General features: G+C 51.4%; 13 protein-coding genes, 1 tRNA gene and 1 rRNA gene. 11 read left to right on the forward strand and 4 right to left on the reverse strand.

Translation table 11 applies throughout. From position 1 onward, the window contains the following. The first annotated feature begins 1 nt into the window (after window position 1). The 4 genes from prmA (at window position 2) to MUU47_RS08800 (ending at window position 2,862) form a co-directional block, all read left to right on the forward strand. Window positions 2-886, forward strand: a complete 885-nt coding sequence (prmA, locus tag MUU47_RS08785; RefSeq protein ID WP_159772375.1) for a 50S ribosomal protein L11 methyltransferase — start codon at window positions 2-4, stop codon at window positions 884-886. Window positions 887-1,262: 376 nt separating this feature from the next. Continuing rightward, the gene (gene dusB / locus MUU47_RS08790) at window positions 1,263-2,228 is read left to right on the forward strand and encodes a tRNA dihydrouridine synthase DusB (RefSeq protein WP_258987794.1); all 966 of its coding nucleotides are present in this window, start codon (window positions 1,263-1,265) and stop codon (window positions 2,226-2,228) included. Window positions 2,229-2,253: 25 nt separating this feature from the next. Continuing rightward, window positions 2,254-2,550: a DNA-binding transcriptional regulator Fis gene (fis, locus tag MUU47_RS08795; protein WP_000462905.1), complete on the forward strand. Its 297-nt coding sequence runs from the start codon at window positions 2,254-2,256 to the stop codon at window positions 2,548-2,550. Between the two features lie 147 nt (window positions 2,551-2,697). Next, entirely contained in the window at window positions 2,698-2,862 is a 165-nt protein-coding gene (locus tag MUU47_RS08800) for a DUF2556 family protein (protein WP_159772438.1), read from the forward strand. A 264-nt stretch (window positions 2,863-3,126) separates the two neighbouring features. Here MUU47_RS08800 and envR read toward each other — a convergent pair whose 3' ends face one another. Continuing rightward, window positions 3,127-3,798, reverse strand: a complete 672-nt coding sequence (gene envR / locus MUU47_RS08805; RefSeq protein WP_258987795.1) for an acrEF/envCD operon transcriptional regulator — start codon at window positions 3,796-3,798, stop codon at window positions 3,127-3,129. A gap of 348 nt (window positions 3,799-4,146) precedes the next feature. Here envR and MUU47_RS08810 point away from each other — a divergent pair, with 348 nt between their 5' ends. The 3 genes from MUU47_RS08810 to MUU47_RS08820 all read left to right on the forward strand — a co-directional run bounded on the left by MUU47_RS08810 (window position 4,147) and on the right by MUU47_RS08820 (window position 8,893). After that, entirely contained in the window at window positions 4,147-5,286 is a 1,140-nt protein-coding gene (locus MUU47_RS08810; protein ID WP_258987796.1) for an efflux RND transporter periplasmic adaptor subunit, read from the forward strand. A gap of 12 nt (window positions 5,287-5,298) precedes the next feature. Next, on the forward strand, window positions 5,299-8,409 hold the full coding sequence (locus MUU47_RS08815) for an efflux RND transporter permease subunit (RefSeq protein ID WP_258987797.1): 3,111 nt from the start codon (window positions 5,299-5,301) through the stop codon (window positions 8,407-8,409). A 262-nt stretch (window positions 8,410-8,671) separates the two neighbouring features. After that, entirely contained in the window at window positions 8,672-8,893 is a 222-nt protein-coding gene (locus tag MUU47_RS08820) for a lipoprotein (RefSeq protein ID WP_258987798.1), read from the forward strand. Window positions 8,894-9,094: 201 nt separating this feature from the next. Here MUU47_RS08820 and MUU47_RS08825 read toward each other — a convergent pair whose 3' ends face one another. After that, window positions 9,095-9,301: a hypothetical protein gene (locus MUU47_RS08825; RefSeq protein WP_258987799.1), complete on the reverse strand. Its 207-nt coding sequence runs from the start codon at window positions 9,299-9,301 to the stop codon at window positions 9,095-9,097. Between the two features lie 68 nt (window positions 9,302-9,369). On the opposite strand from MUU47_RS08825, the gene MUU47_RS08830 reads away from it, so the two are divergent. The 4 genes from MUU47_RS08830 (at window position 9,370) to MUU47_RS08845 (ending at window position 13,524) form a co-directional block, all read left to right on the forward strand. Further along, on the forward strand, window positions 9,370-10,395 hold the full coding sequence (locus MUU47_RS08830) for an amino acid ABC transporter substrate-binding protein (RefSeq protein ID WP_258987800.1): 1,026 nt from the start codon (window positions 9,370-9,372) through the stop codon (window positions 10,393-10,395). Window positions 10,396-10,463: 68 nt separating this feature from the next. After that, window positions 10,464-11,645: an amino acid ABC transporter permease gene (locus tag MUU47_RS08835; protein ID WP_258987803.1), complete on the forward strand. Its 1,182-nt coding sequence runs from the start codon at window positions 10,464-10,466 to the stop codon at window positions 11,643-11,645. A 9-nt stretch (window positions 11,646-11,654) separates the two neighbouring features. Beyond that, complete coding sequence (locus tag MUU47_RS08840) at window positions 11,655-12,758, forward strand: amino acid ABC transporter permease (protein WP_258987804.1); 1,104 nt, start codon at window positions 11,655-11,657, stop codon at window positions 12,756-12,758. A 7-nt stretch (window positions 12,759-12,765) separates the two neighbouring features. Beyond that, window positions 12,766-13,524: an amino acid ABC transporter ATP-binding protein gene (locus tag MUU47_RS08845; protein WP_258987806.1), complete on the forward strand. Its 759-nt coding sequence runs from the start codon at window positions 12,766-12,768 to the stop codon at window positions 13,522-13,524. A 96-nt stretch (window positions 13,525-13,620) separates the two neighbouring features. On the opposite strand, the gene rrf is transcribed toward MUU47_RS08845, so the two are convergent. After that, a 5S ribosomal RNA gene (gene rrf / locus MUU47_RS08850) occupies window positions 13,621-13,736 on the reverse strand. A gap of 36 nt (window positions 13,737-13,772) precedes the next feature. Next, window positions 13,773-13,848 (reverse strand) — tRNA-Thr (locus tag MUU47_RS08855). Window positions 13,849-13,980: the final 132 nt, after the last annotated feature.

A 13,980-nucleotide genomic window follows, 5' to 3' on the forward strand; every position in this document is an offset into this window, starting at 1 on the left:
CATGCCATGGATCCAACTGAAACTGAACACCACCGGTGCCAACGCGGAAGAACTGAGCGATGCGCTGATGGAAGTGGGTGCCGTCTCTATCACCTTCCAGGACACCCACGACACGCCGGTGTTTGAGCCTTTACCGGGCGAAACCCGACTGTGGGGTGATACCGATGTAATTGGCCTGTTCGATGCCGAAACCGACATGAAGGAAGTGGTCGCCATTCTGGAACATCAGCCGCTGCTAGGTGCGGGTTTTGTTCATAAGATTGAGCAACTGGAAGATAAAGACTGGGAGCGCGAATGGATGGATAACTTCCACCCGATGCGTTTCGGTGAGCGGCTGTGGATTTGCCCAAGCTGGCGCGATGTGCCGGACGAAAACGCGGTTAACGTGATGCTCGATCCGGGCCTGGCGTTTGGCACCGGCACCCACCCAACCACGTCGCTGTGCCTGCAGTGGCTCGACGGACTCGATCTGAACGGTAAAACGGTGATCGACTTTGGTTGTGGATCGGGGATCCTCGCCATTGCGGCGCTGAAACTGGGCGCCGCTAAAGCGATCGGGATCGACATTGATCCGCAGGCGATTCAGGCCAGCCGCGATAACGCGCTGCGCAATGGCGTGTCCGATAAGCTGGAACTTTATTTACCACAGGACCAGCCAGACGCCATGAAAGCCGATGTGGTGGTCGCTAATATCCTGGCTGGTCCATTACGCGAACTGGCCCCGCTAATCAGCGTCCTGCCGGTTGAGGGCGGTTTATTGGGCCTATCCGGGATTCTTGCGAGCCAGGCCGACAGCGTCTGTGAAGCCTATACCTCTCAATTCGCGCTCGACCCAGTGGTTGAGAAAGAAGAGTGGTGTCGCATTACCGGTCGTAAGAACGGATAAAGCAGGTGCGTGGTCTCCCGGTTACGCTCGCATTTTGTTCGAGTAAGTGTGCAAAAGTGTTGCTTACCTGCAGCAATGAAATGAGATCCAGCCCGCAATAATCGAGATAATCTGCTGATAAAACCAGCAGGTTATCTCTTTTCTGCTCCCTTTTGAGCAGGAAAAAACGATAAGTTACGCAAAATTGCATCTGTTCAAAAATTCACCACTACTGCATAAGATAATGATTTATTTAATTATTAATTTTTCGTCTCTGGGATGACTGGCGATTCCTTGATCTATGACAGAGGATTGCTCAAAGTTTGGCCTTTCATCTCAGGAAAAAAATGCGTAATATACGCCGCCTTGCAGTCACAGTATGGTCATTTCTTAACTCATGCGCATCGGACACCACCAGCTTAGAAATCGCCTGATCGCAGCGCCCATGGCTGGCATTACTGACAGACCATTCAGGACGCTGTGCTACGAGATGGGAGCAGGTTTAACCGTTTCTGAGATGATGTCCTCCAACCCGCAGGTCTGGGAGAGCGACAAATCCCGTTTACGGATGGTGCACATTGACGAGCCCGGGATCCGCACCGTGCAAATTGCCGGTAGCTGTCCTGAAGAAATGGCGGAAGCCGCACGTATTAACGTTGAAAGTGGCGCCCAAATTATTGATATCAATATGGGTTGCCCGGCTAAAAAAGTGAATCGCAAGCTTGCAGGTTCAGCCCTTTTGCAGCATCCAGGTTTGGTGAAGTCTATCCTGGCCGAGGTGGTAAAGGCAGTGGACGTTCCTGTCACTCTCAAGATTCGCACGGGCTGGGCGCCGGACCACCGTAACTGTGTAGAGATTGCCCAACTGGCTGAAGATTGTGGCATTCAGGCTCTGACTATTCACGGACGCACTCGCGCCTGCTTGTTTAACGGAGACGCTGAATACGACAGTATTCGGGCAGTTAAGCAGAAAGTTTCCATTCCGATTATCGCGAATGGTGACATTACTGACCCGCTTAAAGCCAGAGCTGTGCTCGACTATACGGGGGCTGATGCCCTGATGATAGGACGTGCAGCTCAGGGAAGACCCTGGATCTTTCGGGAAATCCAGCATTATCTGGACACTGGGGAGCTGCTACCTCCACTGCCTCTGGCAGAGGTGAAGCGCTTACTTTGTGCACATGTTCGGGAATTGCATGATTTTTACGGTCATACAAAAGGGTACCGAATAGCGCGCAAACACGTATCCTGGTATTTACAGGAACACGCTCCAGATGACCAGTTTCGGCGCACATTCAACGCCATTGAGGATGCCAGCGTACAGCTGGAGGCGTTGGAGGCATACTTCGAAAATTTTGCGTAAACAGAAATAAAGAGCTGACAGAACTATGTTCGAACAACGCGTAAATTCTGACGTACTGACCGTTTCTACCGTTAACTCTCAGGATCAGGTGACTCAGAAACCTCTCCGTGACTCGGTTAAACAGGCACTGAAGAACTATTTTGCTCAACTGAATGGTCAGGATGTTAATGATCTGTATGAGCTGGTACTGGCTGAAGTAGAACAGCCCCTGTTGGACATGGTTATGCAATACACGCGTGGTAACCAAACCCGCGCTGCTCTGATGATGGGCATCAACCGTGGTACTCTGCGTAAGAAACTGAAAAAATACGGCATGAACTAAGTTCGTTCATGACGGTAAAAAGGCGCTCTTCGGCATGGGGAAGCGCCTTTTTTATTGCCTGAAATCCGGCGATTTTCTCCCCCTTTCCTGACGTCACTTTTCGTGTATATTGCCTGCCATTCACCCAATCAATTCTCAGGTGCAGTTATGCTTCGCAAGTACGGATGGCTGATTGTCTTTGCCTTGTTTATGTTTGTGTTCGAAGGTTTGCTGATGCAGTGGATTGAGATTTTGTCTACCGAAAGCGAGAAGTGCCGCAACATGAATTCTGTCAACCCGCTCAAGTTGGTAAACTGCTCCGACCTCGAGTGAAGAATGTGGAAAACGTCGGCTAACGTGTCGGTATTCACTTCATAAAATCAGGGAGTTAAATCCCTTTGAGCCCCCCGGGACAAGAGCTGTTGACGCCCGACATTTTCCTGCCGCTGGCGGAGAAAACTGGAATCATCATTAACAAGGACAGCTAAATTGGTTGATGGCGGTCAATCTTTCTGCTCTGCAGTTTGGACAACCGATACTTACCGAGACGGTGATGGCAGGCCTGGCCCGGCACCGCCAGATCAGCACACAAGCTGATTACCGTGCCTGATAATGATACGCCGCAACGTTATCCATCGGCATCGGCAGCGTTGCCGGATGATGAGGTAATGTTGCCATTATATTATCCACCAGCTCTGGCGCTTGCTGATACAAATTGAAATGTTCTGGAAAGAGTAGCCAATTTTTTAATACGCCAGAAAAGAAGCAATGAAACGTTGTCAGGGCTAATTCAATATTCGTATCGGCCGGAAGGCTGCTATTATGAACACATTGTGTTAATACCCGACGCGGCATTTCATAGCCAAAACAGATGCGCTGACGGATTTCCGATTCAAGCATCATCTCTTTTGTGAATTCACATTTGTGATACAAAATTTGCATCAGTGCACGAAGTTTTACAGACTGAGCAATATGTTGCAAACCAACAACAAACATTTCACGTAGATACATCAGCGGATTATCGCTTTCATTAATGTTTAAACGATCGCGGATTATATCGCGTAATGGAATTTGCTCTCGCCACATTTCATTAAACAGTTCGACTTTATTGTTGAAATGCCAGTAGACGGCCCCGCGTGTCACGCCTGCTGCATCAGCGATGTCGGTCAGTGTAGTGCAAGAAACCCCGCGCAGTGAGAACTGTTCGATAGCAGCATCAAGCAGCTGCTGTCGGGTAATCAGCGCATCTTCTTTTGTTTTTCTGGCCATAGCGAACCCAAATACCATTCTGAAAAACCATTAATGTATTGGCAATCTATTTTTCCACATAGCACTTTATGCATTAATACTGGATTGGCTCTCACTCCCCACCCACATTCAATAATAATCACAAATACTTCCGCTTGATGTATTGATAATAAATATAATCCCCACCCTTTCTCCCCCAGCCATAAAATTCACACGTCCCTTTTCCTTTATGTATGCGTGCTTTCCCCTACCACTTCCCAATCCCAATAGCTAACATTTCGACGTTTTTATTTGTACTATGGCGTGCGCATTTTTTATTTCTTCACCGGTTTCCGGAGAATTTGCTATATCTGTAATTAAGGACTTGCAATGAAGATTCACGCCAGGATTTCGATTTTATCCAGTTTACTCGCATCAACTTTGCTGCTCAGCAGCTGCGATAACGCCGGGGATCGGCCGCAACAACCACAGACACCACTCGTGACAGTTCATGTCATCACACGCGCCCCTCTGTCCGTGACAACTGAACTGCCAGGAAGAACTACGGCATTTCGCATTGCCGAAGTTCGCCCACAGGTCAGCGGTATCATCCTGCACCGTAATTTCATTGAGGGCAGCGATATTCAGGCGGGCGAGTCTCTCTATCAGATAGATCCTGCCACCTATCAGGCTGCGTGGAACAGTGCCAAAGGCGATGAAGCCAAAGCCGCTGCTGCCGCAACGATTGCGCATTTGACCGTAAAACGTTATCTGCCTCTGCTCGGCACACAATATGTCAGCCACCAGGATTACGATCAGGCCGTGGCTAACGCCCAGCAGGCCGACGCCAGCGTAATGGCCGCGAAAGCCGCGGTAGAAACCGCACGCATCAACGTGGCCTATACCAAAGTCACCTCTCCTATTAGCGGGCGTATCGGCAAATCCAGCGTAACGGAAGGGGCTCTGGTCACTGACGGCCAGTCCCAGGCGCTGGCTACGGTGCAGCAGCTGGACCCGATTTATGTCGATGTAACCCAGTCCAGCAGCGACTTTATGCGCCTCAAACAGCAAAGCCTTGAGCATGGGAGCGACACCAAAAGCGTCGAACTGGTGATGGAGAACGGACAACCGTATTCCCTGAAAGGCACTCTGCAATTCTCTGATGTCACCGTGGACGAAAGTACTGGCTCCATCACCCTGCGCGCCATTTTCCCTAACCCTCAGCATACGCTGCTGCCTGGGATGTTTGTTCGTGCGCGCATCGATGAAGGCGTGCAGCCAAACGCCATCCTAGTGCCGCAACAAGGCGTCACCCGCACGCCGCGAGGCGATGCCACGGTGTTAGTGGTCAATGCGAAAAATCAGGTTGAAGCCCGTAGCGTTACGGCATCTCAGGCCGTCGGCAATCAGTGGCTTATCAGTAACGGACTCAATACGGGTGACAAAGTGATTGTCAGCGGATTGCAGAAAGTACGTCCTGGCGTTTCGGTGACCTCAGAGCCTGACACTGCCACTTCGTCCGCCAAATAATCAGGGGCCACTATGTCCAAGTTCTTTATTCAGCGCCCGATTTTCGCCTGGGTGCTGGCGATCATTATGATGATGGCGGGAGGACTGGCGATCATGCAATTGCCTGTCGCACAGTACCCGACCATCGCGCCACCGGCAGTGGCCATTACGGCAACCTATCCGGGGGCTGATGCTCAAACCGTGCAGGATACCGTCACCCAAGTTATCGAACAGAACATGAACGGCATCGATAACCTGATGTACATGTCCTCCACCAGCGACTCTTCTGGCGGCGTGACCATAACCCTGACATTCCAGTCAGGCACCGATCCAGATATCGCCCAGGTCCAGGTGCAGAATAAACTGCAGCTGGCCACTCCGCTTCTACCGCAGGAAGTCCAGCAGCAGGGTATTGGCGTGAAAAAATCCAGCAGCAACTATCTGCTGGTTGCAGGTTTTGTTTCTGACAATAAGTCATTAAATCAGGATGATATCTCTGACTATGTAGCCTCCAACATTAAGGATGCCATTAGCCGTCTGAACGGCGTCGGCGATACCCAGCTGTTTGGCGCACAGTACGCCATGCGAATCTGGCTGGACGCTAACCTGCTGAATAAATATCAACTGACACCCGTGGATGTCGTTAACGAACTGAAAGTGCAGAACAATCAGATTGCCGCAGGGCAGCTTGGCGGAACGCCGGCAATTGGCAATCAACAGCTGAATGCCTCCATCATCGCGCAAACGCGTCTGAAAGATCCGCAGGAGTTCGGCAACGTCACGCTGCGCGTTAATGCCGATGGTTCCGTCGTTCACCTGCGGGACGTCGCGCGTATTGAACTGGGTGGCGAAAACTACAACATCGTCGCGCGCATCAATGGCCAACCTGCATCCGGGCTTGGTATTAAACTGGCGACAGGCGCAAACGCGCTCAATACCGCCAATGCCATCAAAACCAGGCTTGCCGAGCTGCAGCCGTTCTTCCCACAAGGGTTGAAAGTTGTCTATCCCTATGACACCACGCCTTTCGTGAAGATTTCAATTCATGAAGTGGTGAAAACGCTCTTCGAAGCCGTTTTGTTGGTTTTCCTGGTCATGTACCTGTTTCTGCAAAACTTCCGCGCCACGCTGATTCCGACCATTGCGGTACCGGTGGTGTTGCTGGGTACCTTTGCCGTCCTCGCGGCCTTCGGTTACTCCATTAACACCCTGACCATGTTTGGGATGGTGCTGGCCATCGGCTTGTTAGTGGATGACGCCATCGTGGTGGTGGAAAACGTCGAGCGCGTCATGGCGGAAGACAAACTCCCGCCGAAGGAAGCGACAGAAAAATCGATGGAGCAAATCCAGGGTGCATTAGTCGGTATCGCGATGGTACTTTCTGCGGTATTCATCCCGATGGCCTTCTTTGGCGGCTCGACCGGCGCTATTTATCGACAGTTCTCAATTACCATTGTCTCTGCGATGACGCTGTCCGTTCTGGTGGCATTGATTCTGACACCGGCCCTTTGCGCCACGCTGCTCAAACCCGTTTCTACTGAAAATCATGAAGCGAAAGCCGGATTTTTCGGCTGGTTCAACAACCTGTTTGATAAGAGCGTTGACCATTACACCAGCAGCGTGGGCGGTATCCTGCGAGGTACCGGGCGCTATTTGCTGATCTACGTGATTATCATTGCCGGTATGGCGCTGCTATTCCTGCGCTTACCAACGTCCTTCCTTCCCGATGAGGACCAGGGTGTGTTCATGACCATGGTTCAGCTTCCTGCGGGTGCTACGCAAGAGCGAACCCAAAAAGTGCTGGATACCGTAACCCACTACTATCTCACTAAAGAGAAAAAGAATGTGGCGAGCGTCTTTACCGTGAACGGTTTCAGCTATAGCGGTCAGGGGCAAAACTCAGGGATGGCGTTTGTCAGCCTGAAACCCTGGGATGAACGCTCAGGTAAAGAAAACCACGTGGAAGCCATCATCAAGCGAGCGACGGGAGCGTTTAGCCAGATTCGCGATGCGATGATCTTCCCGTTCAACCTCCCGGCCATTATTGAGCTGGGTACGGCAACTGGTTTCGACTTTGAACTGATTGACCAGGCCGGGCTCGGGCACTCCGGGCTGACACAAGCGCGTAATGAACTGATCGGCATGGTGAAAACGCATCCTGACTTACTGGTTCGGGTGCGTCCGAACGGCCTGGAAGACACGCCGCAGTTCAAACTTGATATCGATCAGGAGAAAGCGCAGGCGTTAGGCGTTTCGCTATCTGATATTAATCAGACCATTTCCACTGCGCTCGGCAGCACCTACGTGAATGACTTTATCGACAGGGGTCGCGTGAAAAAGGTATATGCACAGGCTGATGCCAAATTCCGAATGCTGCCTGACGACGTCAAGAACCTGTATGTGCGTAGCGCAAACGGTAAGATGGTACCTTTCTCCGCCTTCGCATCGACAAGCTGGATTTATGGATCGCCACGTCTGGAACGCTACAACGGCCTGCCGTCGATGGAAATACTGGGTGAAGCCGCACCGGGAAGAAGTACCGGTGAAGCGATGGCCTTAATGGAACAAATGGCCAGAAAATTGCCTGCCGGTATTGGCTATGACTGGACGGGAATGTCTTATCAGGAACGTCTTTCCGGCAACCAGGCCCCTGCGTTGTATGCCATTTCGTTGATAGTCGTGTTCTTGTGTCTCGCAGCGCTGTATGAAAGTTGGTCTATACCGTTCTCGGTCATGCTGGTTGTGCCTCTGGGCGTACTGGGCGCATTGCTCGCGGCCACGCTCCGAGGACTGAATAACGACGTTTACTTCCAGGTTGGCCTGTTGACCACCATTGGTCTGTCCGCGAAGAACGCCATTTTGATTGTGGAGTTTGCCAAAGATCTGATGGATAAAGAGGGCAAAGGGTTGATTGAGGCCACTCTTGAAGCGTCGCGCATGCGTCTGCGACCGATTCTGATGACGTCACTGGCATTCATTCTCGGCGTAATGCCGCTGGTTATCAGTTCGGGTGCTGGCAGCGGAGCGCAAAATGCGGTGGGTACCGGTGTAATGGGTGGCATGTTAACCGCAACATTACTGGCTATCTTCTTCGTTCCTGTATTCTTTGTGGTTGTCCGAGGACGATTTAGTCGAAGTAAATGATAACTAAAATAAAAAGGCGCTTTAAGCGCCTTTTTATTTCCTGTAAAGATGTGAACATCATCACCCCTTAAAAAACCGACATTTTATTCTGCATATTTTCCACATAATTAGCGGGATCTCCGCCAAAACCTCCACGATGTTTACAGAGCAAATAAATTGAGATTATTTGCAGCTCTCATCCAGTCAGACTCCAATGATAAAATCGTCGTAATTCCGCACGGCAGGTGTTTTATAACCGCCGCGGTTTAATCGAGGTAATATCATGAAAAAATTGATTTCAGTTGCATTGCTGACCGCTCTGCTTGCAGGCTGCGCACACGACTCACCTTGCGTGCCGGTTTATGACGATCAGGGGCGGCTGGTTCATACCAATACCTGTATGAAGGGCACGACGCAGGATAACTGGGAAACGGCGGGTGCTATCGCCGGTGGTGCAGCTGCACTGGCGGGTTTGACGCTCGGCATCGTAGCCCTCACCAAATAATTAAACGTAAGCGCGGGCCCTCCGCGCTTTTGCTTCATGGCGGTGCAAGACCGCGTTCGAAAGTAAACAAATCGCCTTACTTCTGCCCTTCATAAAAATAACTCCGTGTTGTTAATCGCGCATCCATAATTTAAAATGATTATGACTGTGAATTGGTGTGAGTGATTCCACATATTATTGCCATTCATTCTCACACCAATATTAACCCCCGAAATCATTTCTCTTTCTCGTCTCAATCCTGAAACTTTTTCGCTCTGATTTGTGGCGCAGGTTGTAATTTTGCACCATCTCAGGGCGCTTGTTTTTTTCTTTCCTGTCTACACTCACTTTATTGCTTCCCCAAGCCCCAATATCAGGCGGTTGCAATTCTGGCATTCCCTTTGCTTTACAGGAAATGGCCATGGCCACAGACAGGTTTCGGCGTTCCCCCGGACGTCTAATTAATAACGATAAATCTTCGCCACACAGGATGCTTTATGAAAAAGATGATGATCGCCAGTCTCACCGCGGCGGGCGTACTGTTTGCAATTTCAAATCAGGCACATGCAGGTACCACTTTTGACGCCGTTAAAAAGAAAGGCTTCGTTCAGTGCGGGATCAGTGATGGATTGCCGGGCTTCTCTTATGCAGATGCTGACGGAAAATTTACCGGTATTGATGTGGATGTCTGCCGTGGCGTGGCCGCTGCGGTATTTGGTGATGCCAGCAAAGTGAAATATACCCCACTAACCGCGAAGGAACGTTTCACCGCCCTGCAATCCGGCGAAGTGGATTTGCTGTCCCGTAATACCACCTGGACCTCTTCCCGCGATGCGGGCATGGGTCTCTCCTTTACCGGTGTAACTTATTACGACGGCATCGGCTTCCTGACTCACGATAAAGCCGGGCTGAAAAGTGCAAAAGAACTGGATGGCGCGACCGTCTGTATCCAGGCCGGTACCGATACCGAGCTGAACGTGGCGGATTACTTCAAAGCCAACAACATGACGTACACGCCGGTGACCTTCGACCGTTCTGACGAGTCAGCAAAAGCGCTGGAATCCGGGCGCTGCGATACTCTGGCCTCTGACCAGTCACAGCTGTATGCGCTGCGTATCAAACTGAGCAAACCGGGTGACTGGATAGTTCTGCCAGAGGTGATTTCCAAAGAACCGCTAGGCCCAGTGGTCCGCCGTGGTGATGACGAGTGGTTCTCCATTGTGCGATGGACGCTATTCGCCATGCTGAACGCAGAAGAAATGGGGATTAACTCGAAAAACGTCGATGAGAAATTTGCCAGCCCATCAACCCCAGATATGTCGCACCTGCTCGGGAAGGAGGGTGATTTCGGCAAGGACCTGAAATTGGATAACAAGTGGGCCTATAACATTGTTAAACAGGTCGGAAACTACGCTGAAATCTTTGACCGCAACGTCGGCGAAGGCAGTGCACTGAAGATCAAACGTGGCCAGAACAACCTCTGGAACAACGGTGGGATCCAGTACGCGCCGCCGGTTCGTTAAGTTTTACGCTGTGACGGGCATCGCTTCGGCGGTGCCCAACCTGATGTTCTGGTCATTGAGGTTTTACTATGTCCCAACGCCGCCTGACCGTAAAAGGATCGCTCTCCTTTTCCAACCCCACGGTTCGCGCCTGGCTGTTTCAAATCCTTGCGGTAGCGGCGGTCGTCGCTATTGCTATCTATTTGATACACAACACCATTACAAATCTGGACAAGCGGGGCATTACCTCTGGGTTTGCTTTTCTAGACAGAAGTGCGGGTTTTGGCATCGTTCAACACTTAGTTGATTATCAGCAAGGCGATACCTATGGGCGGGTTTTCCTGGTCGGTTTGCTGAACACTCTGCTGGTTTCTGCGCTGTGCATTGTCTTTGCTTCTTTCCTTGGCTTCTTTTTGGGGCTGGCGAGACTCTCCGAAAACTGGCTGCTGCGTAAGCTGTCGACGGTGTATATCGAGACATTCCGTAATATTCCACCGCTGCTGCAAATCTTCTTCTGGTATTTTGCCGTACTACGCAATTTGCCTGGACCACGGCAGGCGGTGAACGCCTTCGAACTGGTGTTCCTCAGCAATCGCGGACTCTATATTCCTTCCCCACAATGGGGTGAAGGACTGCTGGCTTTTATTGCCGCGCTCGTCATTGCCGGGCTACCGACCGTCGGGCTTTTTCGCTATAACAAAACGCATCAGATAAAAACGGGCCAACTGCGACGCACCTGGCCGACTGCGCTGGCGCTGATTATCGTGCTACCGCTGCTCGCTCACTGGACCTTTGGCGCCGCACTGCATTGGGATATTCCTGCACTTCAAGGGTTTAACTTTCGCGGCGGCATGGTACTGATCCCCGAACTGGCGGCTTTAACGCTCGCCCTCTCGGTTTATACCTCCGCATTTATTGCCGAGATCATCCGTTCTGGTATCCAGGCGGTGCCTTTTGGGCAGCATGAAGCGGCCCGTTCGCTTGGGCTGCCCAACCCTGTGACGCTGCGCCAGGTCATTATTCCCCAGGCGCTCCGTGTGGTGATCCCACCGCTCACCAGCCAGTATCTGAATATTGTCAAAAACTCATCGCTGGCCGCGGCCATTGGTTATCCCGATATGGTTTCGCTGTTTGCCGGCACGGTGTTGAACCAGACCGGTCAGGCAATTGAAACGATCGCTATCACCATGTCGGTGTACCTCATTATCAGTCTGAGCATTTCACTGCTGATGAATATCTATAACCGCCGTAAGGCACTGATTGAGCGCTAAGGAGTCATGATGACAAAAGCACTTCTGTCTCACGCTGCGCGGCCGGACGGTGCAAAGCGCAATCAGCCTCTGACGTGGATGCGCAAGAATTTGTTCTCCAGCTGGTCTAACTGCCTGTTGACGCTCTTTGCGTTGTGGCTGATGTGGGAACTCATTCCGCCATTGCTGAACTGGGCTTTTTTACAGGCTAACTGGGTGGGAACGACGCGCGCCGACTGTACGAAGGCGGGTGCCTGCTGGGTGTTCATTCATCAGCGCTTCGGCCAGTTTATGTATGGGCTTTACCCCCATGACCAGCGCTGGCGCATTAATACTGCGCTGATTATCGGCCTGCTGTCGATCGTACCGATGTTCTGGAATGCGATGCCACGCCGTGGTCGTTACATTGCCTGTTGGGCGGTCATTTATCCCATCGTAGTGTGGTTTCTGCTGTACGGCGGTTTCTTTGGCCTGGAGAGAGTAGAGACGCGGCAATGGGGTGGCCTGACGTTAACGCTGATTATCGCGTCGGTCGGGATTGCTGGGGCATTACCGCTCGGTATTCTGCTGGCGCTTGGACGACGTTCGACCATGCCGGTGGTACGCATTCTTTCGGTTATTTTCATCGAATTCTGGCGCGGCGTGCCCCTGATAACCGTGCTGTTTATGTCGTCGGTGATGCTGCCGTTGTTTATGTCCGAAGGTACAAGCATCGACAAACTTATCCGCGCGCTAGTCGGTGTGGTGTTGTTCCAGTCGGCCTACGTGGCAGAAGTGGTGCGCGGAGGCTTGCAGGCTCTCCCAAAAGGGCAATATGAAGCCGCGAGTTCGCTAGCCCTGGGCTACTGGAAAACACAGGTGCTGGTCATCCTTCCCCAGGCGCTGAAGTTAGTGATCCCAGGCCTGGTCAATACCATTATCGCGCTGTTTAAAGACACCAGTCTGGTGATCATCATTGGCCTGTTCGATCTGTTCAGCAGCGTCCAACAAGCGACCGTCGATCCGGCATGGCTCGGGATGTCGACGGAAGGCTATGTCTTTGCCGCACTGATCTACTGGATCTTCTGTTTTAGCATGTCGCGCTACAGCCAGCATCTGGAAAAGCGCTTTAACACCGGGCGTACACCGCACTGAGGAAACTATGAGTCAAACATTACTACAACCGGCGGATGCGATGATTACGCTGGAAAACGTCAATAAATGGTACGGACAGTTTCACGTTCTGAAGGACATTAATCTGAACGTGAAACAGGGTGAGCGTATTGTTTTATGCGGGCCTTCAGGCTCAGGGAAATCAACTACGATCCGTTGCATTAATCATCTGGAAGAACATCAGCAGGGCCGGATCGTCGTTGATGGCATCGAACTCAATGAGGATATTCGCAATATCGAGCGAGTGCGTCAGGAAGTGGGAATGGTATTCCAGCACTTCAATTTGTTCCCTCATCTGACCGTTTTGCAAAACTGTACTCTGGCTCCAATATGGGTGCGAAAACTACCAAAGAAAGAAGCTGAAGCACTAGCGATGCACTATCTGGAGCGGGTTAGGATCGCAGAACACGCTCATAAGTTTCCCGGCCAGATTTCAGGTGGCCAGCAACAGCGCGTCGCGATAGCGCGCTCACTGTGTATGAAGCCCAAAATTATGCTGTTTGATGAGCCGACATCCGCGCTCGATCCGGAAATGGTGAAGGAGGTGCTCGACACCATGATAGGCCTGGCCCAATCCGGGATGACAATGCTATGCGTAACGCATGAAATGGGTTTTGCCAGAACTGTCGCCGACCGGGTTATCTTTATGGACAGAGGTGAAATCGTCGAACAGGCATCGCCGGAACAATTCTTTGCAAATCCAAAATCTGAACGTACCCGCGCGTTTCTCTCGCAGGTCATCCACTGAGCCTTTTCCTCCCCAAAATAGAGGAGGATTTTTTCATTTCAGATCGCAGAAAAGCAGAAAGCCCAGTCATAAGACTGGGCTTTCTGCTTAATTGATGTCTGGCAGTTCCCTACTCTCGCATGGGGAGACCCCACACTACCATCGGCGCTACGGCGTTTCACTTCTGAGTTCGGCATGGGGTCAGGTGGGACCACCGCGCTGTTGCCGCCAGACAAATTCTTTTATCTGCCGAACTTAACCGTTAAAACTGGTGCTGATACCCAGAGTCGAACTGGGGACCTCACCCTTACCAAGGGTGCGCTCTACCAACTGAGCCATATCAGCACACTTAATTTGATGCCTGGCAGTTTATGAATCACTGTGTGATTCACCCTTCGGGCCGTTGCTTCGCAACGTTCAAAGCTTTCGCTTTGTCCTACTCTCTTTCGAGTAGCGAACTGCCCTGAAGATTCGTGC

This window comes from Scandinavium hiltneri (genome assembly GCF_024764835.1).
GTDB lineage: Bacteria > Pseudomonadota > Gammaproteobacteria > Enterobacterales > Enterobacteriaceae > Scandinavium > Scandinavium hiltneri.

Bases quoted from the DNA above. Each gene is read 5' to 3' on its own strand.
- fis (WP_000462905.1), top strand. From the start codon at position 2,254: ATGTTCGAACAACGCGTAAATTCTGACGTACTGACCGTTTCTACCGTT.
- MUU47_RS08810 (WP_258987796.1), top strand. From the start codon at position 4,147: ATGAAGATTCACGCCAGGATTTCGATTTTATCCAGTTTACTCGCATCA.
- MUU47_RS08815 (WP_258987797.1), top strand. From the start codon at position 5,299: ATGTCCAAGTTCTTTATTCAGCGCCCGATTTTCGCCTGGGTGCTGGCG.
- MUU47_RS08840 (WP_258987804.1), top strand. From the start codon at position 11,655: ATGACAAAAGCACTTCTGTCTCACGCTGCGCGGCCGGACGGTGCAAAG.
- MUU47_RS08830 (WP_258987800.1), top strand. From the start codon at position 9,370: ATGAAAAAGATGATGATCGCCAGTCTCACCGCGGCGGGCGTACTGTTT.
- MUU47_RS08835 (WP_258987803.1), top strand. From the start codon at position 10,464: ATGTCCCAACGCCGCCTGACCGTAAAAGGATCGCTCTCCTTTTCCAAC.
- MUU47_RS08820 (WP_258987798.1), top strand. From the start codon at position 8,672: ATGAAAAAATTGATTTCAGTTGCATTGCTGACCGCTCTGCTTGCAGGC.
- prmA (WP_159772375.1), top strand. From the start codon at position 2: ATGCCATGGATCCAACTGAAACTGAACACCACCGGTGCCAACGCGGAA.
- dusB (WP_258987794.1), top strand. From the start codon at position 1,263: ATGCGCATCGGACACCACCAGCTTAGAAATCGCCTGATCGCAGCGCCC.
- MUU47_RS08845 (WP_258987806.1), top strand. From the start codon at position 12,766: ATGAGTCAAACATTACTACAACCGGCGGATGCGATGATTACGCTGGAA.
- envR (WP_258987795.1), bottom strand. From the start codon at position 3,798: ATGGCCAGAAAAACAAAAGAAGATGCGCTGATTACCCGACAGCAGCTG.
- MUU47_RS08800 (WP_159772438.1), top strand. From the start codon at position 2,698: ATGCTTCGCAAGTACGGATGGCTGATTGTCTTTGCCTTGTTTATGTTT.